Annotated in this window: 14 protein-coding genes; 8 read left to right on the forward strand and 6 right to left on the reverse strand. The window is 69.6% G+C overall.

Annotation, left to right across the window (positions count from 1 at the left end; translation table 11 throughout):
• Position 1: 1 nt before the first annotated feature.
• The 6 genes from VF139_08255 to VF139_08280 all read right to left on the reverse strand — a co-directional run bounded on the left by VF139_08255 (position 2) and on the right by VF139_08280 (position 11745).
• Complete coding sequence (locus VF139_08255) at positions 2–748, reverse strand: hypothetical protein (protein HEX6851389.1); 747 nt, start codon at positions 746–748, stop codon at positions 2–4.
• Positions 749–770: 22 nt separating this feature from the next.
• Positions 771–2786, reverse strand: coding sequence for a glycogen debranching protein GlgX (gene glgX / locus VF139_08260; protein ID HEX6851390.1), 2016 nt, complete (start codon positions 2784–2786; stop codon positions 771–773).
• Positions 2787–2791: 5 nt separating this feature from the next.
• Complete coding sequence (locus VF139_08265) at positions 2792–5518, reverse strand: hypothetical protein (protein HEX6851391.1); 2727 nt, start codon at positions 5516–5518, stop codon at positions 2792–2794.
• Positions 5519–5526: 8 nt separating this feature from the next.
• Positions 5527–6912, reverse strand: a complete 1386-nt coding sequence (locus tag VF139_08270) for an OmpA family protein (GenBank protein HEX6851392.1) — start codon at positions 6910–6912, stop codon at positions 5527–5529.
• 83 nt (positions 6913–6995) lie between these two features.
• Positions 6996–8078: an AI-2E family transporter gene (locus tag VF139_08275; protein ID HEX6851393.1), complete on the reverse strand. Its 1083-nt coding sequence runs from the start codon at positions 8076–8078 to the stop codon at positions 6996–6998.
• A gap of 61 nt (positions 8079–8139) precedes the next feature.
• Positions 8140–11745 carry an AsmA-like C-terminal region-containing protein gene (locus VF139_08280; GenBank protein ID HEX6851394.1) on the reverse strand — a complete coding sequence of 1202 codons (3606 nt, stop codon included), beginning with the start codon at positions 11743–11745 and terminating at the stop codon, positions 8140–8142.
• 56 nt (positions 11746–11801) lie between these two features.
• Between VF139_08280 and VF139_08285 the strand changes: the two genes are divergently transcribed.
• The 8 genes from VF139_08285 to VF139_08320 all read left to right on the forward strand — a co-directional run bounded on the left by VF139_08285 (position 11802) and on the right by VF139_08320 (position 23549).
• Positions 11802–13649 carry an ATP-binding protein gene (locus tag VF139_08285; GenBank protein ID HEX6851395.1) on the forward strand — a complete coding sequence of 616 codons (1848 nt, stop codon included), beginning with the start codon at positions 11802–11804 and terminating at the stop codon, positions 13647–13649.
• Entirely contained in the window at positions 13646–14254 is a 609-nt protein-coding gene (locus VF139_08290; protein ID HEX6851396.1) for a response regulator, read from the forward strand. Before VF139_08285 ends, VF139_08290 begins: the two co-directional genes overlap by 4 nt.
• Before the next feature lie 51 nt (positions 14255–14305).
• The gene (locus VF139_08295; protein ID HEX6851397.1) at positions 14306–14728 is read left to right on the forward strand and encodes a response regulator; all 423 of its coding nucleotides are present in this window, start codon (positions 14306–14308) and stop codon (positions 14726–14728) included.
• 15 nt (positions 14729–14743) lie between these two features.
• On the forward strand, positions 14744–16294 hold the full coding sequence (locus VF139_08300) for an arylsulfatase (protein ID HEX6851398.1): 1551 nt from the start codon (positions 14744–14746) through the stop codon (positions 16292–16294).
• Positions 16295–16352: 58 nt separating this feature from the next.
• Positions 16353–17432, forward strand: a complete 1080-nt coding sequence (locus tag VF139_08305) for a hypothetical protein (GenBank protein ID HEX6851399.1) — start codon at positions 16353–16355, stop codon at positions 17430–17432.
• A gap of 12 nt (positions 17433–17444) precedes the next feature.
• Positions 17445–19622 carry a tetratricopeptide repeat protein gene (locus VF139_08310; GenBank protein ID HEX6851400.1) on the forward strand — a complete coding sequence of 726 codons (2178 nt, stop codon included), beginning with the start codon at positions 17445–17447 and terminating at the stop codon, positions 19620–19622.
• A 145-nt stretch (positions 19623–19767) separates the two neighbouring features.
• Positions 19768–21624, forward strand: a complete 1857-nt coding sequence (locus VF139_08315) for a DUF3604 domain-containing protein (GenBank protein HEX6851401.1) — start codon at positions 19768–19770, stop codon at positions 21622–21624.
• Between the two features lie 14 nt (positions 21625–21638).
• Positions 21639–23549: a DUF3604 domain-containing protein gene (locus VF139_08320; GenBank protein HEX6851402.1), complete on the forward strand. Its 1911-nt coding sequence runs from the start codon at positions 21639–21641 to the stop codon at positions 23547–23549.
• The last annotated feature ends 2 nt before the right edge of the window (positions 23550–23551 follow it).

A 23551-nucleotide genomic window follows, 5' to 3' on the forward strand; every position in this document is an offset into this window, starting at 1 on the left:
GTCAGGACCGTCCGAACCGGCGCAGGAGCAGCGAGCCGCCCAGGCAGGCGAGACCGATCAGGCCGAGGAGCGGCACCGGACTCGCCGTCTTCGGAAGCGTCGTCGCCGGCTCCGCCGCCGGGGGAGGAGGAGGCGCGGCCTGCGCCACCGCCACGGGGGCGGGAGGCGGGGGGGGAGGAGGGGGCGCCTGCCCGACGACCACGGTGTTCGTCGTGATCTCGACGGAGGGCTCCTCGACGATCTTCTCCGCCGAGACGACCATCCCCTTCTTCAGCTGGCTCGCGGTCGCCGGCTGGCCGTTGACCGTGAACTTGTAGCTCGGGTCGACGGTGTATTGCCGGTTCTTCCCGTCCGGAAGCGTCAGGACGACGGTGTTCCCCATCACGTACCAGACCTTCCCGCTCCCCACGGTCGTCGTACGGACCGTGATCGGCGTCGTGGTCGTCGTGATGGTGGCCTGGAGCTTCGTCCCCGGCTTGAGATCGCGGATGCCCACCTCCTTGCCGTCGACGAGCGCCTTCCGCGAGTCCGGCACGTTGCTGAAGGTGCGGATCTCGCCGGTGGACATCTTCACGACCAGGTTGTTCCCCTCGACGTAGAGGACCTCGCCGCTGATCTGTCCGGTGGTGACGCTCGCGGCCCCCTTGGTCTCCTCCGTCGTGGTCTGGGGCATCTGCGCCTGTGCCTGCGCCGCCGTCGCGACGATCAGGCCGGCGAGTCCGATCAGAATCCTCTTGGCTGTGGTCATCGAATTCCCTCCTCGGGTTGGATCACGTTGCGCTGGCGTAGAGCACGACCACCGACCTCGGGCCCGCCGGGTAGGTCGCGCCGTTCACGGGTGGCGCCTCGCGCCACTCGACGATGTCCTGGGGTGAAGGCCGGAACGTGTCGATCCACCGGCGCCACGGCGCCGCGGCCGGCGGCAGCTCGAACTCGAGGGGCTCCGACCATGCGTTCAGGATCAGGTGGACGGTCAGCCGTTCGTTCGGGATCTCGGCGCTGAAGGCGACGGCGTGGGAGTGTTCGCCCCAGTCCGGCCTCGAGACCTTCACGCCGTGCCACGACTGCCTCGCACCGGCGATCAGTTGCGCCAGGCAGACGCGCCGCTGCTCGTGCTCGACGTCGCGCAGGAGCCGGCGCGCGCAGAGCAGCGACACGAACCTCAGCACGTCCGCGTGGCGCGCCGCGAGCGACCAGTCGAGCCACGCCGACGGGTCGTCGTGGCAATACAGGTTGTTGTTGCCCCCCTGCGTGCGACGCACCTCGTCGCCCATCAGGATCATCGGGACCCCGAGCGCGAGCAGGGTCGCCGTGAGGGCGTTTTTCACCTGCCGGTTCCGGAGCGTTTCGATCTCCGGATCGTCGGTCGGCCCCTCGACCCCGCAGTTCCAGCTCCGGTTGTCGTCGGACCCGTCGCGGTTCTCCTCGCCGTTCGCCTCGTTGTGCTTGCGGTCGTAGGAGAAGACGTCGTTGAGCGTGAAGCCGTCGTGGCACGTCACGAAGTTCACGCTCTGCTCGACCTCCCGGTTCTCGTGCCCGTACACCTCGGGACTTCCGAGCAGCCGGTCGGCGAAGCGGCCGAGCGAACCCGGGGCGCCGCGGAAGAAGTCGCGACAGTCGTCCCGGAATCGTCCGTTCCACTCCTTCCACGCGTCGCCGACGAAGCTGCCGACCTGGTAGAGCCCCGCGGCGTCCCAGGCCTCCGCGATCAGCTTCGTCCCGGCGAGCGCCGGCTCGGTCTCGATGTCCCAGAGGACCGGCGGGTTCGGAAGCGGCCGCCCGTCCGGGTCGCGCGAGAGGATCGAGGCCAGATCGAAGCGGAACCCGTCGACGTGCATCTCGCCCACCCAGTACCGCAGGCTGTCGACGATCATGCGCCGCACGACCGGGTGGTTGGCGTTGAGGGTGTTGCCGCAGCCGGAGTAGTCCGCGTAGCGCGCGCCGCCTTCCTCGAGGATGTAGTAGGTCGCGTCGTCGATCCCGCGGAATCCCAGCACCGGCCCGTCGGCCCCGCCCTCGGCGGTGTGGTTGAAGACGACGTCGAGGATCACCTCGATCCCCGCGCGGTGCAGTGCCTTCACCATGTCCCGGAACTCGTGCGTGGGCCCGAGCGGCTCGCGGCGCGAGCTGAACGCGCGGTGCGGCGCGAAGAACGACACGGGCTGGTAACCCCAGTAGTTGACGAGGCCCGCGGGGCACGCCTGCGCGTCGAACTGGAAGACCGGCAACAACTCGACCGCGGTGATCCCGAGGGACTGCAGGTACGGGATCTTCTCGACGAGGCCGGCGTACGTCCCGCGCTGCGCCTCCGCGACGCCCGAGCTCGGGTGACGGGTGAAGCCGCGGACGTGCATCTCGTAGACGATCGTCCGCGACGACGGGAGGTTCAGCGGCGCGTCCCCCTCCCAGTCGTACGTCGACGGGTCGACGACGACGCTTTTCATCGCGGTCGCGGCGTTGTCGCCGGCGCGACGCGCCGCCTCGCGGTTGTATCCGGCGGGGACCACCACCTCGCGGCCGTAGGGGTCGAGGAGGACCTTCGCAGGATCGGATCGGCCGTGCACGCGGTAGGCGTAGATCTGTCCGGCCCGCACTTTCGGCACGAAGACGTGCCAGTAGTGATAGGTCCGGTTCGCGACGGGGTCGAGCGCGACGGCGCGGGACGGCTTCGCGTCGTCGGCGCGATCGAAGAGGAGCAGTTCGACTCCGGTGGCGGTGCGCGAGAACAGGCGGAACGCCACGCCGCCTTCGACGACCTCGGCACCGATCGCGGCGTGACGCCCCACCGGGACTACCCTCCGACCACCTGCTCGCGGACGATGCGTGCTTCGAGCCGCTCCTTCGGAGTCTCCAGCGCGTCCTCGGCCGTCACGCGTCCGAACAGGTCGAGAAGGCGGGCGACGAGACCCGTCCAGCCCGTCTGGTGGCTCGCGCCGAGTCCGGCGCCGATGTCGCCGTGGAAGTACTCGTAGAAGAGGATCAGGTCGCGCCAGTGCGGGTCGTCCTGGAACTTGGCGCACCCGCCGTAGACCGGCCGCCGGCCGCTCGCGTCGCGCAGGAAGATCGCCGCGAGCCGCCGCGAGATCTCCTTCGCGACCCCGAAGAGCGTCGTCCGGTTCCCGGAGCCGGTCGGGCACTCGACCGTGAAGTCGTCGCCGTAGAACGCGTAGAGGTTCAGCAGGCCGCGGACGATCAGGGCGTTGACCGGCATCCACACCGGCCCCCGCCAGTTCGAGTTCCCGCCGAACATCCCGTTGTCCGACTCCGCGGGGAGGTACCGGACGCGATGCTCCCGGTCTTGCGTGTGGAAGACGAACGGGTGATCGAGGTGATGACGGGACAGGGAGCGGATGCCGTAGGGGCCGAGGAACTCGTTCTCGTCGAGCAGGTGGCCGAGGATCCGCTCGAGCTTGACCCGCGTGAGGGGCGAGAGGAGTCGGCGCTGCGCGTACCCGACGAACCCCTCCAGGGTCGGCGCCACGTGGGCGACGACCTGGGGGTGACGTTTCCGGAACAGGGCGATCAGCTCCGTGAGCTTCGGGTGGCGCGCCAGGGAGTCCGCCTCGAACATCGTGCTCGCGCACAGCGGCAGGAGGCCGACCATCGAGCGGACCTTGAGCCGGAGCGCCTCGCCGTTCGGCAACCGGAGGACGTCGTAGTAGAACCCGTCCTCCTCGTCCCACATGTCGTCCTGGCGCTCGCCGACCTTGTCCATCGCGTAGGAGATCCAGATGAAGTTCTCGAGGAACTTGAACGCGGTCTCCTCGTAGGCCGGGTCGTGGTCGGCGAGAATGAGCGCGATGTCCAGCATGTTCTGGCAGTAGAAGGCCATCCAGGCGGTGCCGTCGGCCTGCTCCAGCGAGCCGCCGGTGGGGAGCTTGGCGCTCCGGTCGAACACGCCGATGTTGTCGAGGCCCAGGAATCCGCCGGCGAAGACGTTGCGTCCCTGCGGGTCCTTCCGGTTGATCCACCAGTTGAAGTTGAGCATCAGTCCCTGGAACGATCGCGCCAGGAACGGGAGGTCCTCCCGGCCCAGGTTCTTCTCGAACCTGTACAGGAACAGCGTCGCCCACGCGTGCACCGGAGGGTTCACGTCGCTGAAGTTCCACTCGTACGCGGGGATCTGGCCGTTGGGGTGGCAGTAGAGATTGCGGAGCATCAGGAGCAGCTGCTCCTTGGCGAAGTCGAAATCCACGAGCGAGAGCGAGATCGTGTGGAATGCCAGGTCCCAGGCCGCGTACCACGGGTATTCCCACTTGTCGGGCATCGAGATGACGTCGCCGTTGAGCATGTGGAACCACTCGGCGTTCCGCGTGCCGTCGGGGGCCGTGCCCAGCAGCGGATGCGTGCCCCGTTCCTTCAGCCAGAGGTCGACGTCGAAGTAGTAGTACTGCTTCGTCCAGAGCATCCCCGCGAGCGCCTGCCGGTGGACGCGTCTCTCGTCCTCGCCGAGCGAGCGCGGCGTGATCCGATCGTAGAACTCGTCGGCCTCGAAGATCCGCCTCCGGAACTCGCTCTCGAAGGTCGCGCCGAACGGCTCGGCCACCGCGCCGGCGGACAGGCGCAGCCGGACGATTTCGCAGCCGCCCGCCGGAACGTCGAGGACGTAGCGCGCCGCCGCCTTCGTTCCCGTCTTCGCGGGGTTGACGGCGTCGGGCTCCCCGGAGACCACGTGGCGGTGAAAGGCGTCCTTCACGTACGGCGTCCGGTTGGGCCGCCCCCACAGACGCTCGGCATTGCTCTCGTTTTCCGTGAACAGCAGCTCGGGAGCACCGTCCCCTTCGAGGGTGTAGTCGCCGAGGTCGGGGTGGGAGGCGCGGATGGCCCGGCCCGCCTGGCGGAGCACGGGCTTCGCGTCGCCGTCCCCCCAGGACCACGTGTTCCGGAACCAGAGCGTCGGAAGGAGATGCAGCCGCGCCGGCTCGGGGCCGCGGTTGTGGACCGACACGCGGATCAGCAGATCGTCCGGTCCCGCCTTGGCGTATTCGAGAACGACGTCGAAGTACCGGTCGTCGTCGAAGATGCCCGTGTCGATGAGCTCGTACTCGAGCTCGTCCCGCGTTCGACGCCCGTTCGTCTCGACGAGATCCCGGTACGGGAACTCCCGCTGAGGGTACTTGTAGAGCTCCTTCATGTACGAGTGGGTCGGCGTGGAGTCGAGGTAGAAGTAGTACTCCTTGACGTCCTCGCCGTGGTTCCCCTCGCCGTTCGTGAGGCCGAAGAGCCGCTCCTTGAGGATGGGATCGCGCCCGTTCCACAGGGCCAGCGCGAAACACAGGCGCTGGCGATCGTCGGAGATGCCGCCGATGCCGTCCTCGCCCCAGCGGTAGGCGCGCGACCGGGACTGGTCGTGCGAGAAATACGCCCAGGCGTTTCCGTCCCGGCTGTAATCCTCGCGGACCGTCCCCCACTGCCGCTCGCTGAGGTACGGGCCCCATCGCTTCCAGGGAATCCCCTTCTCGCGGGCTTCGTTGAGGCGCTTCTGCTCGGTGCAGTCCTCGAAGTGGTTCTCGGGCATGGCGGACCTCACTCGGGAACCACGATCTCCACGCGGCGGTTCTTGGCGCGACCGTCGGGGGTGTCGTTGGGCGCCACGGGCTGCGCGGCGGCGACGCCCTTCGCGCTCATCCGCGCCTTCTCCACGCCCTGCGCCTCGAGGAACTCCATCACGGAGGTCGCCCTGGCGAGCGAGAGCTTCGCGTTCGTCTCCTCGGAGCCGGTCGCGTCGGTGTGCCCTTCGACCTGGATGTTCGCGTTCGGGATCATCAGCAGGATCCCTGCGAGCTTCGCGAGCGAGACCTTGGCTTCGGTCTTGAGCGCGGATTTCCCGGTCTCGAAGAGGATCCCTCCCGAGAGGCTCACGACGAGCCCGCGGCCGGTGCGCTCGGTCGCCGAGACCTTGCCCAAGGCGCCCGAGAGCCGCGCCGCGAGTGCGTCCCGGTCCTTCTGGATCTGCTCGCGTTCCGCCTTCACGCGGGCGACCTCCACCTCGAGGGCCTTGCGCTGGCGCTGCACGTCGGCGAGGTCGGCCTCGGTCTTCAGCCGCGCCGCCTTCTCCGCCTCGGTTTCGGCCTGCTTCTGCGCGAGCTCGGCCACGCGCGCCGCTTCCGTGTCCTGCGCCTTCTGCGCTTCGATCTGCTTCACGGCCGCGCGCACCGCCTCGGCGGCGAGGGAGAGGGTCCTGCGCGAGAGCTCGGGGACATCCCCCTTCTTTCCGACGCGCCCTTCGTACGCGTCGTCGGCCTGCCCCAGGGCGACGCGGGCGTCGCGGGCGGGGGCCTGCGCGTATTTCTCGGCCTCGTAGCGGTCCATCAGCTGGATCGCCTTCCGGGCCTGCTGCAGGTCCACGGGAGTCTTGTCGTCGTACTTGAGATCCGCGATCGACTCGGCGTCCCGCTTCATGCCCTCGCGGAACCCTCCGAAGGAGAAGGTGCTGTTCTTCGCCTTCTTGGAGGTCGTGGGCCCGGAGACGAACGCGACGAGGTCCGAGGGGCGACGCACGACCGGGAACGGCTCGGCCGTCACCATCATCGCGAACTGCTTGAACGGCGACGAGAAGGTGGCGGATCCGCTCCGGCTCTCCCGTACGGGGATCTCGCCGAGGCTCTGGGCGGTCCCGTCGGGGGTGATCGTCCAGAGGACCCAGCAGTTCGCGTCGCCGCCGAACAGCAGCGCCGGCTCGAGCTTGCTCCAGTCCAACTCGATCATCGATTGCCCCTGCTGGGCCCGCACCGTTCCGGACAGCTTGGCTTTCGGAGCCCGGTCGGTCGTCGTGAACGCGACGTCGGTTTTCTCCTCTTCGGGGTAGAGCACGGCGTTGCATGTCAGGTCCGCCGCGCCCGCGGCCGGGGCGGCGAGCAGCAGGGTGGCCAGAGCGAAGAGAACCATCCCCGAAAACGCGGTCTTGTTCATTGCGGACTCCTCCTGGTTCGGTGCCCAACCCTCAACTTCGAACCGAGGTTAGCGGGGCTTGGCGGGGGGGGAACCTCGTGGAATTACGGTGTTGGGGGTACGGAAAGTACGAGGTCGGCGGGCGGCTCCATCCAGCGACGGAACAACCGGTGGCCGGTGGAGAAGACGACCGCCCCGACGAACAGCCCGATCAGTCCGTGCAGGATCAGCCCCCCGATCGCGCCGATCAGGATCACCACCACCGGAGTGTCCGAGCCGCGCCCCAGGAGCAGGGGCTTCAGCAATCCGTCGGAGACCGTCACCACCAGGCTCCACGCGGCGAAGAGCACGATCGACACCATGCTGGCGTCGGTGGCGACGAGATAGAGGATCGCCGGCCCGAGCACCAGCAGCGGCGGCAGCTGCGCCACCGCGAGGATCAGGATCAGCAGCGACCACAGGCCGGCGCCGGGAATCCCGGCCACGACGAGCCCCAGCGCCGCGAGCGCCGCCTGGATCGCCGCCACGCCGACGACCCCCTTGGCGACGGTCCCGATCGTCCGTCCCGCCAGGCGGACGACCTCGACCCCCGCCTCGCCGTCGATCCGGGCGCCGATGTCGAGCGCGACCTTCACCACCGTGTCGCGTCGCGATTGCAGCACGACGGCGATCACCAGCGCGACGAGCGTCATCAGGCCGGCGAGGACCGCCTGCTTCGCGAGCGCCACCACCCACAGTCCGAGCGCTTTCACCTGGGGACGGAACCTCTCCAGCAATCCGTCGAGGTTCGACGAGGCGAGGTTCCACGTGTCGTGGATCGTCGGACCGACGATCGGCCAATGCGCGACCCGCTCCGGGGCGGGCGGGATCCTGAGCTCGCCCCGGTCGAGTGTCGACGAGACGAACCGCGCGCCGTCGACGAGCGACTCGGACAGGGCGACGGCGGGAACGAGCACGACGGTGAGGCTCAGGACGGCCATCAGCGTTGCCGCGAGTTTCCGTCGCCCTCCGGTGGCCCGCTCGATCGCCGCGTAGACCGGGTAGAGCGCGACGCCGAGCACCACCCCCCAGACGAACGGCATCAGGAACGGGCGGAAGATCGCGAAGCACCAGTAGGCGAGCAGGCCGGCGATCACGAGGCGCACGATCCGTTCGGTCCCAAAGCGGTCGGAATCCGCGTCGCGCATCGCCACCTCGCTGCCGGGGAGACTAGCCGGAGCGCGGCGGGGGCGGACCTCGGGGAATTACTCAGTCCGGCGGCGTGAAACTACGCGCCTCCATCTGCTCCCGGGCCTTCTCGAGCGCCCTCACGCAGACTTTCTTCTCCGCCGTGATCCGGTCGTAGATCCCCCGCACCAGGATCGTGATCCCCGCGGTTGCGACCGCGGCCCCGGTGGACGCGGCCGCCTCGATCGGCTTTGCGTCGAGGCTTGGCGCGGCGAGGGTCCCGCCGAGCTTGATGTAGGGATTGGTGATCGACGTCGCCGAGACCCCGACGCCCCGACGCGGCTTGATCGTCCAGGTGAAGTCGATCTTCTCGGTCTCGAAGTCGACCTTGCCGCGGCCGACCACCGTCATCTTGTCGGTGCGTGCGGCGATCGGCTCGACGGCCGCCTTGCCTTCCGTCACGAACGCCGCCGCGACGCCGCACTCCACGTCGGTGTGTTCTGAAGACTTCCGGAACGGGTTGAGGGCGTCGAGCAGGCTCCGCAGCACGCCGGAGGTCAGGCTGCTGCTGAGCGTGTTGGGGAGCCGCCCGGAGCCGAGGACCGCCAGGACGTGGCCGTTCGCGGTCGCGGCGATGTCGTGGAGCGACCTCCCCTCGCCCCGCAGGTCGAATTCCACGTCGAGGGGGAGGGTGTCTTCCTCGGTCTTCTTCGAGCCCGGCGGGGCGAGCCGTCCCCCGTCGAGGCGACCCGTCGTCGACATGCGGTAGCGATCGCCCACGGGCTCCATCGCGAGATTCGCGGTGAAACGGCCTCCGAGCACACCCACGCCGCGGATGCCGTCGACCCGGAGCGCCCCGTCGCGCAGCGTGCCGCCCACGACGACGTCGCGAAGCTCGAGCCCTTCGGTCGCCAGCTCCGCCACCTCGAGTCGGAGGGTCGCGTCGAGCTTGCGAAGGGCATCCAGCGTCAACGGCGCCTCCGAGAACACCTGCCGGCGCGGCTCCGCCGCGGGCGCCGACTCCTCGTTCGGAGGCTCGACACCGAACCCGGAGCGGAGGGCGGAGACGTCGATGTGCCCCGAGCGCAGGTCCGCCTCGACGAACGGCCGCCCGTCGAGTCGCATGGAGACCCGCCCTTCGAGATCGCTCCCGCCCAGTCGCGCGGAGAAACGATTCGACGCGAACCGCTCGGCGTTGCCGGCGACTTCCAGAGAGATCTCGAACGCGTCCGTCGGCAGCATCGGGAGCCCCGTGACCGGACCGAGCGCCGCCGACAGGTCCGGTCCCGAGGCGTGGACGTGAAGATCCGTGCCTTCGAAATCGGGAGGCGCGCCGACGGTCCCCGACACCCGCGCCCGCGCCTCACCGAGGGCGACCGTCACCTCGTCGCAGAGCAGCCCCGCCCGGCGACGCGCGACCCGTCCGTGGGCCTCGAACGCGCCGTCGGGGAGGGGGGTTCCGGCGAGGGAGGCGAGCAGGGAGGTGTCCGGCCCCGTGGCGTCGAAGCGGAGGTCGGCCTCTCCGGCGCCGAGGGTCCCGTCCAGCCGGATCGCCGTCTCCCCCGCCTTGCCGAATACCCCTTCCAGCGCGTACCCCGAGGAGGTGCGGCGCACCCGGCCCGCGACCGCGTAGGCTTCGACGGGAAGCCGTTCCGCGGCGGCGAAGAAACGCGCGAGGCCGGCGAGACTCGGTCCCGAGACCTTCACCTCGCCGTCGAGTCCGACGAGCCCGGGGAAGGATCCGAGCACCCCATCGAACGCCGCGTGGTCCTGTCCCACGTTCGCGACGACCCCTTCGGCGCGATAGACGCCCCCGTCGACGCGCAGCCCCCCCTCGACGGAGAACGGGTCGGCGGGAAGGTCCCCGGGCACGCCCCACGCCGCGAGGTCGGAGAGCGAGGGACCGTGGGCGCTCCCCCGGAGCGAGGACGACGCGCCGACGCGCCCGTCCAGCCGCGCGGTGACCCGGCCCACCGAACCTTCGACCCCCTCGAGGTCCCAGCCGTCCGTCGCGACGCGCACGCGCCCTCGCACGTCGAACGCCTCCGCGGGCGCGCGCTCGATCCCCGCGAGCGCGGCGAGCTCCGCGAGGTCGGGGCCGGTGGCGCGCAAGGTCACGTCGCTCCCCGTCAGCCGCGCCACGGGCACGAGCCGGCCGTTCAGGCTCAGCGCGTCCTCGCCCAGCCGCCCTTCGACGGCGTCGAGCGCGAGCGCGTCGCCGTCGCGGGCGACACGCCCGCGCACACGGAACGGCCGCGCGGGCAGGTCGACGCCCGCGAGCCCGGAGAACCACGAGAGGTCGGGGCCCTCGGCCTCTCCCGTCAGGTCGAGGCTCGAGAGCCCCGGCGGCTCGCCGAGGACCCCGGAAGCCCGCGCCCGCGCTTCGCGGAAACGCAACGCCGCGCTCTCGATCGCGAGGCCGTTCTCGCGGCGCGAAAGTCGCCCGTCCGCCCCGAACGGCCCCGGAGGGAGCCGGAGGCGCGTCGCGCCGGACAGCTCCGAGAGGTCCCGCCCCTCGGCGTGGACCTCGAGCTCGGTGCCGATCCAGCGCGGCGGCGGTCCGAACACTCCCGAAACCGCGACGGAAGTCGGACCCGCGCGCAGCCTCGCGTCGTCGACGGAGAACCGCCCGTCCTCGCGTCGCAGGCGACCGTCGAGCGCGAAGGGCCGCGACGGGAGGCTCTCCACGCCGATCCACGCACCGGCTTCGGCGAGGTTCGGTCCCGCGGCATCGACGCGCAGGTCGAGTTTCTCGAACGTCGTCAGCTTGTTCACGACCCCGCGCGCGCCCGCCGTGACGCCCGCGACGGAACCCGTCGCCTCGACGTGAACGCCGTCGTCCACCGGAGTGAGCCGGCCCCGGAGCTCGAACGCCCCGGTCAGCGGCGATCGAAGACCGAGGTGCCCGAGGGCCGCCACGATGTCCGGTCCGGCCACGCCCACCTCGAGGTCGGGGGCCCCGAGGTCGAGCGGATCCCGGATCCGTCCCCGGACCTCGAGCGTCGAATTCCCGAGGCGCCCCGTGAGCGCCTGTTCGACGTCGCGGATCTCGAACAGCCTCTCGTAGGTGCCGAGCCGCCCGGCGAGCTCCCACGGGAGGTCGTCGAAGCGCCCCTTCCCCTCGACGTCGATCATCCGGCTCGAGGGGTCGAGCCGGGCTTCCAGCGCCTCGACCCCCAGTTCCACCGGCGCCGCGTCGGGGCGCGGTCGGACGACGACCGCGACACCGCGAACGACGACGTGATCGAAGAGGACCGGCGGCCCCGGTCGTGGTGCGCTCGGAGGAGGAGGCATCGGGAAGACCCAGTTCCCGCGCCCATCGCCGTCGGCCTCCAGGAGCAGCCGGACGTCGTCGACCTCGAGGTCCAGGATCCTGACGGGGCCCGACCCGAGCGACGCGAGGTCGACGACGACCCGGATACGCCCCACGCGGATCATCGACGGCTCGCTGCCCCACGGGAGGTTGGCCAGCGTGATGCCGCCCGCGGTGAGCGTCGGCGTCCCCGAATACGACACGTCGAACGGACCGCCGATTCGCAGCTCGCGCCCGAGCGCGCGGCTCGCGACCTCCTCGACTTTCCCCTGCAGCCACGAGGGAACGACGGCGCGCGCGGCGAGAACGATCGCCGCGACCGCCGATGCGGCGATGGCGAGCGCGATCAGGATCCGCTTGCGGCGCACGGTCATCGACGGCGAACCTCGGGCCCATCATGCCTCATCCTCCTTGATACGATGGGCTCGGCATGCCGAGCCTGGGCAGTCTCCTCCTCGCGGGCCTCGTCGCCGAGGGCGCCATCCCGCCGACCGCCGCGATGCCGGTCCGCGACGTCGTCGTCCTGTATTCGAACGGCCGGCTTCTCCCCGCGAACATCGAGGTCGATCGGGGCCTGCGCGACGCCCTCCCCGAGTCGGCGAGCCCGCGGACCGAGATCTACGACGAGTTCCTCGACCGGCCGCGATTCGCCGGGGAGGCGCACGACGAAACGATCGCGGCCTACCTGCGAGGCAAGTACGCCTCGCATCCTCCCGATGCGATCGTGGCGGCGGGAAACGAGGCGCTCGAATTCGTCCTGAGCCGTCGCGCGTCGGTGTTTCCCGGCGTTCCGGTCGTTCACGTCGGGGTCGGTGTGACGTATCTGCGGTCGATCCCGGCTCCCCCCGACGATGTCGTCGGCGTGTCGGTCGATTACGACCCCGTCGCCACCCTCGAGGCGGCATTGCGATGGCACCCGACGGCCCGGCGGATCGTGCTGGTGACGGGTTCGTCGGCGGCGGACCTCGAGTGGGAGCAGCGGCTGCGCGGGGCCGCGCCGCGCTTCGAGGGCCGGGCGACGTTCGAGTTCCTCTCCGGATTACCCCCCGAGGATCTTCGCCGTCGGCTCGCCGCCCTGGGAACCGACGCGGTCGTGTTCACGCCGGGGTTCTTCCAGGACGGAGCCGGGCGCCATTACCTGCCGCGTGACGCCGCCAGGGTGGTCGCCGCCGCGTCGGGCGCTCCGGTCTACGCGCCCTACAACACCTTCCTCGGGACCGGGATCGTCGGTGGATCCATGCCGAGCTTCGAGGCGATGGGAAGGCAGGCCGGTCGCACGGTGAACGAGGTGCTCGACGGCACCCCACCCGCCTCGTTCGCGTCGTCGGGGGTGATGCCGCAGGCCTTGAACGTCGACTGGCGCCAGGTCCGGCGTTGGGGCATCGACGAACGGCGGATCCCGGCGGACGCCGTCGTCCATTTCAGGACACCGACGTTCCTGGAAGAGCACCGCTGGCAGGTTGTCGTCGCGGCGGCGGTGTTCGCGATCCAGGCCGGGCTGATCGCCCTGCTGCTCGCCGAGCGCCGCCGGCGGCGGTCGTCCGAGGCGGCCAGGCAGAAACAGCGCTTCGAGCTCGCGCACGCGTCGCGGCTCGCGGTCGCCGGGGAGCTGACCGCTTCGATCGCGCACGAGATCAACCAGCCGCTCGGCGCGATCCTGAGCAACGCCGACACCGCCGAGCTCCTCCTCGATTCCGGCGGAGACCGCCGCGACGACCTCCGCCAGATCCTGGCCGACATCCGGCGCGACGACCTGCGCGCCAGCGAGGTGATCCGGAGGCTGCGGACCTTCCTGGCGAAACACGACGTCGAACGGCGGCCGTTCGCGCTCGACGAAGCCGTGCGCGACGTGGCCTCGCTGCTCCAGCCGGAGGCGAGGCGGCGACGCGTCGCCCTCGACGTCCATCCCGTGCCCGACGGCCTCGCCCTGACCGGGGACCGCGTGCAGTTTCAGCAGGTCCTCATGAACCTGGCGCTCAACGCGATGGACGCGGCGGCCGACGCCGCGGAGGACCGGCGCACGGTCGTCATCACCGTCGAGGCCGACGCCGGCGAGGTCGAGGTCCAGGTGAGCGACCGGGGCCAGGGCATCGCCCCGGAGCACCTGCCCAGGCTCTTCGATTCGTTCTTCACGACCAAGCGCCAGGGGATGGGACTCGGGCTTGCGATCGCCCGCACGCTGGTCGAGGCCCACGGGGGCCGGATCTGGGCCGAGCACGCCCCCGAAGGCGGGGCGGTTTTTCACGTCCGACTCCCCGCGGTCACGGTTCGAACGTGAATCCCACCCCGCTGATCCATGTCGTGGACGACGACGAGGGCCTTCGCACGGCGTTGCTGCGCCTGCTGGCGGCCGCCGGCTTCGAGGCGCGCGGATACGCCTCGCCGGGCGACTTCCTCCTGCATCCGCTGCCGGACCGCCCCGGCTGCCTCCTGCTCGACCTGCGCCTGCCGGGTCCTTCCGGGCTCGAGTTGCAGGACGCCCTGAAGCAGCGGGGTGTTCACCTTCCCGTCGTCTTCCTCACGGGCCATGCCGATGTGGCGTCCGGCGTCCGGGCGATGAAAGCCGGCGCGGTCGATTTCCTCGAGAAACCGGTCGAACGGCAGACCCTGCTCGAGGCGCTCCGGCGCGCGCTCGACCGTGAGGCGAGCGCGCGCGAAGCACGGACGCTTCGGGAGCGTTTCGCGTCGCTCACCCCCCGCGAGAAGGACGTGCTGGACCTCGTCGTCGCCGGCATGCTCAACAAGCAGATCGCCGCCGAACTGGGCATCGCCGAGCGGACCGTCAAGGCGGTGCGTGCGGAGGTGATGGCGAAACTCGAGGCCGGCTCCGCGGCCGAGCTCGGCAGCCTCGCCGAACGCCTCCGGCGGCGCCCCGAGGATTAGGTCCCGGCGCGCCTCTGCCCTTTCGGGCAGGAGGTCCTGCCCCTTCTGCCGATGAGTCCCACGCCCGGTCTGCGCGAAGCTGCCGGGATGGCGGTGCCGTCCGGTCTGAGGGTACTCGTCGTCGATGACGACGACAGCGTGCGGGAGGCCGTCGAGCGCCTGCTCGCCGCCGCCGGCTTCGAGTCCGCCGCGTTCTTATCCGCGGAGGCCTTGCTCGCCACCGACTTCGCCGTGGAAGCCACCTGCGTGGTCAGCGACCTGAGGCTCCCCGGGATGTCGGGACTCGAGCTGCTCGCCGCGCTTCGCTCGCGCGGCATCGAGTCCCCGCTGATCCTGATCACCGCCCACGACGCACCCGGGTTGCGCGAGACGGCGTTGCGTTGCGGGGCGTCCGCCTACCTTGCCAAACCGTTCCGCGGCACCGCGCTGCTGGACGCCATCCGTTCGAACACCGCGGGCTCACGTCGGCCCTGAAGGAGGAGTCGGAGCATGGGGTACCGGAAGAGGATCATGACCGGGTTGCTTGCGGCATTCGCGCTGGCGGCGTCCGGCGTCGTGCCGGCGCAGGCGCAGGCGAAGGCCAAGAAACCGAACATTCTGATCATCTGGGGGGACGACGTCGGCGGCTTCAACATCAGCGCCTACAACCAGGGCGTGATGGGGTACAAGACGCCGAACATCGACAGCATCGGAAGGCAGGGAGCGCTGTTCACGGACTGGTACGGCCAGCAGAGCTGCACCGCCGGGCGCGCCGCGTTCATCACCGGGCAGTCGCCGATCCGGACCGGCCTCACCAAGGTCGGCCTTCCCGGCGCCCCCGAAGGGATGAAGAAGGAAGACCCCACGATCGCCACGCTGCTCAAGGCGCAGGGGTACATGACCGGTCAGTTCGGCAAGAACCACCTCGGCGACCGCGACGAGATGCTGCCGACCGCGCACGGGTTCGACGAGTTCTTCGGCAATCTCTACCACCTCAACGCGGAGCAGGAGCCGGAGCATCCGGACTACCCGAAGAATCCCGAGTTCAAGAAGAAGTTCGGCCCGCGCGGCGTCATCCACAGCTTCGCCGACGGCCGCATCACCGACACCGGCCCGCTCACGATCAAGCGCATGGAGACGATCGACGAGGAGGTCAACGCCAAGGCGATCGACTTCATGGAGCGCGCCAAGAAGGCGGACAAGCCGTTCTTCCTCTGGTGGAACTCCACCCGGATGCACATCTTCACGCACCTGAAGAAGGAGTCCGAGGGGAAGACCGGCCTCGGCGTCTACCCGGACGGCATGGTCGAGCACGACGGCCACGTCGGGTTGATCCTCGCCAAGCTCAAAGAGCTGGGGCTCGACGAGAACACCATCGTCATGTATTCGACCGACAACGGCGCGGAAGCGATGAGCTGGCCCGACGGCGGCACGACGATGTTCCGCGGCGAGAAGAACACCAACTGGGAGGGCGGCTATCGCGTCCCGACGCTGATCCGCTGGCCCGGCGTCATCAAGCCGGGCACGATCGTCAACGACATCGGCTCGCACGAGGACATGCTCCCGACGCTGCTCGCCGCCGCGGGCGACACCACCGCGAAGGAGGACCTCCTCAAGGGCCGCAAGGTCGGAGAGACCACCTACAAGGTCCACATCGACGGGTACAACCTCATGCCCGCGCTCGCGGGGCAGGGCGCGTGGCCGCGCCGCGAGTTCCTCTACTGGACCGACGACGGCAGCGTCGCGGCGCTGCGCTACGACCAGTGGAAGATCACCTTCCTCAAGCAGGAGGCGCATGGACTTCACGTCTGGATGGAGCCGTTCGTGAAGCTGCGCGCACCGATGATCTGCAACCTCCGCTCCGACCCCTTCGAACGCGCGGAGTACGAAGGGTTCGGCTACAACCAGTGGTTCACCGACCACATGTTCGTGATCGCTCCCGCGGGGGCGTACGTGGGGCAGTGGCTGCAGAGCTTCCGCGAGTTCCCGCCGAGGCAAAAGCCCGGGAGCTTCAACCTCGACAACGTCATGGAGGCGGTGACGGCCGGCGCCAGGCAGTAATATCCTCGGGCCGCATCGGCACGAGGCCGATGCGGCCCGACTTCGGAGGGCGGAAGCCATGACGATCGCTCGCGGCCGGACGACCCTCATCGCCGCGCTCGCCGGCGCGACGCTGACCGGCTGTACCCACCTCGGCCCCCGGACCGTGACGGCGGATCGCTTCGACTACAGCACGGCGATCGCCGACTCCTGGAAGCAGCAGACCCTCCTCAACATCGTCAAGCTCCGCTACATGGACCTTCCCGTCTTCGTGGACGTGTCGTCCATCGTCGCGGGTTATTCGCTGGAAACCTCGGTGAGCGTCGGGGGCCAGGTGTCGTCCGCCGGCTCGATCCAGGGATACGGCGGGTCGGTGGGAGCCGCCGGTCGGTTTACCGACCGTCCCACCATCACCTACGTCCCCATGACCGGCGAGCGGTTCCTGCGCGGACTGCTCACGCCCATCGATCCCAAGAACATCTTCTCCATGCTCCAGTCGGGGTACGCGGCGGACTTCATCCTGGGGCTCACCGTCGAATCGCTCAACGGCGTGCGCAATCGCTCGGCCGCAGGGGGTCTCGTGCGGGACGCGGATCCGGAGTTCGTGCGGGCGCTGGAGTTGATGCGCGAGGTACAGGCCGCCGGCGCCATCGGGATGCGGGTGGACGAGGACGAGGCCCGTCGTCAGCTGGCCGTCCTTTTCTTCCGGCGCGACGACGTGGGCCCCGAGATCGCGGAGAAAGCGGCGGAGATCCGGCGATTGCTCGGGTTGCCGCCCGATCAGCAGAGGTTCATCCTCAAGTACTCCCCGGTACGCGGGGGGAAAGACGAGCTGGCGGTGAACAGTCGCTCGATGCTGCAGGTCATGGGCGCGTTCGCGAGCTACGTCGATCTCCCGGACGCGCACGCCGCGGATCGCAGCGCCGTGCCCGCGCCTCAGGACGCCGCGGGGGACCACCCGGGTCGCGTGCGGATTCACAGCGGAAAGGACAGACCCGACTCCGCCTTCGCCGCCGTCTCGTACCGGGACCACTGGTTCTGGGTCGAGGAAGGAGACTGGCAGACCAAGCGCGCGCTCACGGCGGTCATGTTCTTCTTCACGCTGACGGACACGGGCGGCGCGGACAACCTGCCCCTGATCACGATCCCGGCGCAGTAGCCGGACGCACCCGTGTCCACCGACAAGGACCGGACCCGGCCCCTCGCTCGGTGGAAGCCCGCGGCGCTGACCGCCGCCGGGGCCGTCGTCGCTTGGTGCGCGATCGACCTCGTTCGCGAGGCGCTGCGCCCCCCGGCGCCGGTGAGCCCCACCGTCGCCGAGGCGACCTTCACCGGACTGAAGGCCTGCGCGAAATGCCACGAGAAGGAGACCAAGGCCTGGACCGGATCGCACCACGACCTCGCGATGACCGAAGCGACCGAGGGGACCGTGCGCGGCGACTTCTCCGGCGTCCGCTTCGATGGCGACGGGATGAAGGCGCGGTTCTTCCGGGAGGGGGCGAAGTTCCTCATCGAGACCGACGGGACCGACGGGAAGCCCGCCGTGTTCGAGGTCGCCTACACCTTCGGGTGGGAACCGCTGCAGCAGTACCTGATTCGTTTCCCCGGAGGCCGGTTGCAGGCGTTCTCGGTCGCGTGGGACGTGAACGCCGGGCGCTGGTTCTTCCTCTACCCCGGAAGGAAAATCGAGCGCGACGACTGGCTCCACTGGACGCGCAACGGCCAGAACTGGAACGGCATGTGCGCGGAGTGCCATTCGACCAACCTCGTGAAGGGGTTCGACCCGCAGGCCGGCAGCTACACCACGCGCTGGTCGGAGATCGACGTGAGCTGCGAGGCCTGCCACGGCCCCGGGTCGCGACACGTGGCGTGGGCCGAGATCCCGCCGATGGGTCGCCTCCCGATCGTGGACACCGGGCTCGTGATGAAGACGTCGTCGATCACGAACCGCGCGCTCGTCGAGTTGTGCGCCCCCTGCCATGCGCGCCGCACCGAGCTCGGCGACTACGACCACCGGCGCTCGGAGCTGCTCGACAACCACCTGCCCGCCCTGCTGGACGAGGGGCTCTACCACGCCGACGGGCAGATCCTCGAGGAGGACTTCGAATACGGCTCGTTCCTGCAGAGCAAGATGTTCCGCATGGGGGTCCGCTGCACCGACTGCCACGACGCGCACTCGCTGAAGCTCCGCGGGGAAGGAAACGGCGTCTGCCTTCCGTGCCACGCGGCGGCGACCTACGACGACGCGCGCCACCACTTCCACCGGGAGGCGCGTTGCGTCTCGTGTCACATGCCGACGTCGAAGTTCATGGTCGTGCATCCGCGCCACGACCACAGCATCCGGATTCCCCGCCCCGACCTGACCCGCGAGCTCGGCGTGCCGAACGCCTGCAGCGCCGCGGGGTGTCACGCGGACAAGCCGCTGTCGTGGGTCACGGCGGCGTACGACAAGTGGTACGGAACCGCGCGCAAGCCCCACTACGGGACGACGATCGAGGCGGGACGCCGCGGGGATCCCGCCGCTCAGCGGGACCTGATCGCCCTCGCGGACGATCGGCTCCAGCCGACGATCGTGCGGGCCACCGCGTTGTCGCTTCTGGGCCGATACCGCGGACCCGAGGTGACCGCCGCGTTCCGGAGCGCGCTCGTCGACGAGGAACCGCTGATCCGTCGCACCGCCGTGGCGCAGGCCCCGATCGCCGACGAGGCGGAGCGCGTCTCCCGGCTCGCGCCCCTTCTTTCCGATCCCCTTCGCGCCGTCCGCCTCGAGACGGCGCTCGCCCTCGCCGGGACTCCCTCCGCCTCGCTGAAACCCCACCAGCGGGACGCGTTGGCGACCGCGGTCGCCGACTACGTGAAGGCGATGGAGTACGGGCTCGACTTCTCGCACGCGGGACACAACCTCGGCCTTCTCTTCGAGCGGCTCGGCGACCCGGTGAGGGCGGAGGCCTACTACCGCAGTGCGATCGCCGTCGACGACCGTTGGCCGCCGCCCGCGGGAAACCTCGCGATCCTGCTCGCCCGCCGGGGGAGATCCGCCGAGGCGGAGACGCTCCTGCGCGGGATCCTCGCCACGCACCCGGACCTGGCCGAGGTGACCTACTCCCTCGGCCTGCTCGTGGCCGAGACGGGGACGATCGAGGAGGCGGCGACGCTTCTGGCCCGGGCCGCGAACGGGATGCCGGGGAACGCCCGCGCGGCCTACAACGCGGGGCTCGCGCTCGCGCAGGCGGGGCGCGACGCGCAGGCCGAGGGAATGCTGCGACGGGCGGTCGAGCTCGAGCCCGCCGACCCCGACGCCCGCGCCGCGCTCGCGGACTTCCTCGTGAAGCGAGGACGCACGCCGTGAGAATTCGGGTGCGTTTCGCCTCACTGCGGTGCGAGAATCGCGGAATCCAAGGAGGATCGCAGTGAGGAGAATGCCAGCCGGTCTTGCGAGCGTTGTGTTCGCTTCCGTGGTTTTCGCGGGGCCGGCGGCGCGGGCCGAGGAGGGCGTGACCTCCGACGTCGGCACCCTCGACAAGGCGACCGCGGAGCGCGCCTCCAGGAAGCCGCCCTACTCTCCGTACGCGGGGCGCAACTACCCCACGCGACCGTTCTTCGGCGACACGCACCTCCATACGGGTTACTCGATGGACGCCGGCGCCTTCGGAGCCCGACTCGGTCCGCGCGATGCCTACCGACTGGCGCGGGGCGAGGAGATCCAGGCGTCGAGCGGGCAGCCGGTCAGGCTGTCGCGCCCTCTCGACTTCCTCGTGGTCGCGGACCACTCGGACAACATGGGGTTCTTCCCGGACCTCTTCGCCGGGAATCCCCAGATCCTCGCCCACCCGACCGGCCGAAAGTGGTACGAGATGATCCAGGCGGGGAAGGGCGCGGACGCCGCGATCGAGATCATCATCGCCTTCTCCCAGGGGACCTTCCCGAAGGAGATCATGTATTTCCCCGGTACGAAGGCCTTCCGGTCGGCGTGGCGCGAGACGATCAAGGCCGCGGAGGAAGCGAACGAGCCCGGCCGGTTCACCGCGTTCATCGGGTTCGAGTGGACGTCGAACACGGGCGGGAACAACCTGCACCGGAACGTGATCTTCCGCGACGACGCCACCAAGGCCTCGCTCGTCGAGCCGTACACCGTGTATCCCCCCTTCGGAAGCGACAACCCGCGCGAGCTCTGGAAGTACATGGCGGCGTACGAGGACAAGACCGGCGGCGAGCTGCTGGCGATCGCCCACAACGGGAATCTCAGCAACGGACGGATGTTCCCGATCATCGAGCCCGGGACCGGGAAGAAGATCGACGTCGAGTACGCGAAGACGCGCGCGAAGTGGGAGCGCCTCTACGAGGCCACCCAGATCAAGGGCGACGGCGAGGCGCATCCGTTCCTGTCCCCCAACGACGAGTTCGCCGACTACGAGACCTGGGACAAGGGGAACCTCGACCTCAGCGAGCTCAAGAAGCCGGAGATGCTCGAGTTCGAGTACGCGCGCGCGGCGCTGAAGAACGGCCTGAAGCTCGAGAAGGAGCTCGGGACCAATCCCTTCAAGTTCGGGATGATCGGCTCGACGGACGCCCACACGGGACTTTCCGCCGTGGAGGAAGACAACTTCTTCGGGAAGACCTCCTCTTCCGAGCCGAGCCCGGAGCGGGCGGCCCATCCGTTCGTGAAGACGGCCAACGCCACCATCATGACCTGGGAGACGACCGCATCGGGTTACGCGGCCGTCTGGGCGACGGAGAACACGCGCGAGGCGATCTTCGACGCGATGTACCGGCGGGAAACGTACGCGACGACCGGCCCGCGCATGATCGTGCGCCTGTTCGGCGGCTTCGACTTCGAGGCGAAGGACGCAGCGAACCGCATGCCGGCGCAGGTCGGCTACACCAAGGGTGTCCCGATGGGAGGCGATCTCAAGGCCGCGCCGGCCGGCAAGGCCCCGACCTTCCTCGTCGCCGCCCTGAAGGACCCGATCGGCGCGAATCTCGACCGGTACCAGATCGTCAAGGGCTGGATGGACGCCAAGGGTTCGCTGCACGAGAAGGTCTACGACGTCGCCTGGTCGGGAGGCCGGAAGCCCGGCGCCGACGGAAAGCTCCCGCCGGTCGGGACGACCGTCGACGTGGCCAACGCGTCCTGGACGAACACCATCGGCGCCCCCGAGTTGGCCGCCGTCTGGAAGGACCCCGACTTCGACCCGAAGGTCCCGGCGTTCTACTACGGACGCGTGATCGAGATTCCGACGCCGCGCTGGACGGCGTACGACGCGAAGAAGTACGGGCTCACGCTTCCCAAGGAAGTGCCGATGACGACGACGGAGCGCGCGTACACCTCGCCGATTTGGTACACGCCCTGACGGAGGCCCACGAGATGCTCGAGTTCCGATCCGGATTCGCAATCGTTCTTCTGGCCGTGGCCACGGGAGCCGGCGCTCCGCTGGCCCAGGAAGAGGCGCCGACACGAGAGCAGCTGGACGCGACGATCGCGAAGCGGAACTACTCCCCCTACGCGGGGATGGAGTACCCGACGCGGGTCCTGTGGGGAGACACCCACCTCCACACCTCGATCTCCGTCGACGCGGGGGCGGCGGGCTGTCGCCTCGGGCCGGAGGAGGCCTACCGGTTCGCGCGAGGCGAGCAGATCACGACCTCGACGGGGCAGTTCGCGCGGCTGTCCCGGCCTCTGGATTTCCTGGTCGTGGCCGATCATTCCGAGATGCTCGGCCTGATGCCCCAGTTGCTGAAGGGCGACCCGGACATCCTGGCGACGGAGCAGGGGCGCTCGTGGTTCGAGAAGATCCGCAAGGGCGGCGACGACGCCATGGCCGCGGTGCTCGAGATCACGCGCAGCCTCGGCGAGAAGAAGGCCCCGATCGAGAACCCGCAGGCGGTCCGCTCCGCGTGGCGGGCGAACAACGTCGCCGCGGAGAAGTACAACGAGCCGGGGAGGTTCACCGCGTTCATCGGCTACGAGTGGACGTCGATCCCCGACGGGAACAACCTCCATCGCGTCGTCGTCTTCCGCGACGGCGCCGACAAGGCCGACCGGGTGCTCCCGTACACCCAGTACGACAGTCCGAACGCCGAGGACCTCTGGAAGTGGATGGCCGCGTACGAGAAGGAGACGGGGGGAGAGCTCCTCGCCATTCCGCACAACGGCAACGTGAGCAACGGCCTGATGTTCTCGGACGTCGACTACGTCGGAAAGCCCCTCACGCGGGAATACGCCCTCGAGCGCGCGCGCCGCGAGCCCCTGATCGAGGTCACCCAGCAGAAGGGAGACAGCGAGACCCATCCGTTCCTCTCCCCCAACGACGAGTTCGCCGACTTCGAGCGCTGGGACCGGATGAACCTGAACGGGCTGGCGCTGCACACCCCGGACATGTTCGCCAAGGAGTACGCCCGGGCGGCGCTCGCCCGCGGACTCGCGTTCGAGGAGAAGCTCGGGACGAACCCGTTCAAGTTCGGGATGATCGGCTCGACGGACTCCCACGCCGGGATCCCGGCCGTGGAGGAGGACAACTACTTCGGGAAGGTCTCCCTCCTCGAGCCGAACCCGCACCGCTGGCAGCACGTGTCGATCACCTACAAGCCCGACCCGACGAAAAACGTGATCGGCTGGGAGATGCTCGCGTCCGGTTACGCGGGGGTCTGGGCGAAGGAGAACACCCGCGAGTCGATCTTCGACGCGATGAAGCGCAAGGAGGTCTACGCGACCACGGGATCGCGGATGCTCGTGCGCTTCTTCGGCGGATGGAGCTTCGAGGCGAAGGACGCCCTCACCCGCCAGCCCGCGGCTTCGGGGTACGAGAAGGGGGTGCCGATGGGCGGCGACCTGCGGAACGCCCCCGCGGGCAGGGCGCCGACGTTCCTCGTCGCCGCCGCGAAGGACCCGCTTTCGGGGAACCTCGACCGGATCCAGATCGTGAAGGGCTGGCTCGACCCCGCCAAGGGCCCGCAGGAGCGCGTCTACGACGTCGCCTGGAGCGACGGCCGCAAGCCCGACCCGAAGACCGGCAAGCTCCCCGCGGTCGGGAACACCGTCGACGTCCCGAGCGCCACGTGGACGAACACGATCGGCGCGCCGGAGCTCATCACGGTCTGGAAGGACCCCGAGTTCGACCCGAAGCTGCGGGCCTTCTACTACGCCCGCGTGATCGAGATCCCCACCCCCCGGTGGACCGCCTACGACGCCAGACGCTTCGGGATCCGCATGGATCCGAAGGTGCCGATGACGACGACCGAACGCGCGTACACGTCGCCGATCTGGTACACGCCGTAGGG

The organism is Candidatus Polarisedimenticolaceae bacterium (assembly GCA_036376135.1).
Classification (GTDB): Bacteria; Acidobacteriota; Polarisedimenticolia; order Polarisedimenticolales; family DASRJG01; genus DASVAW01.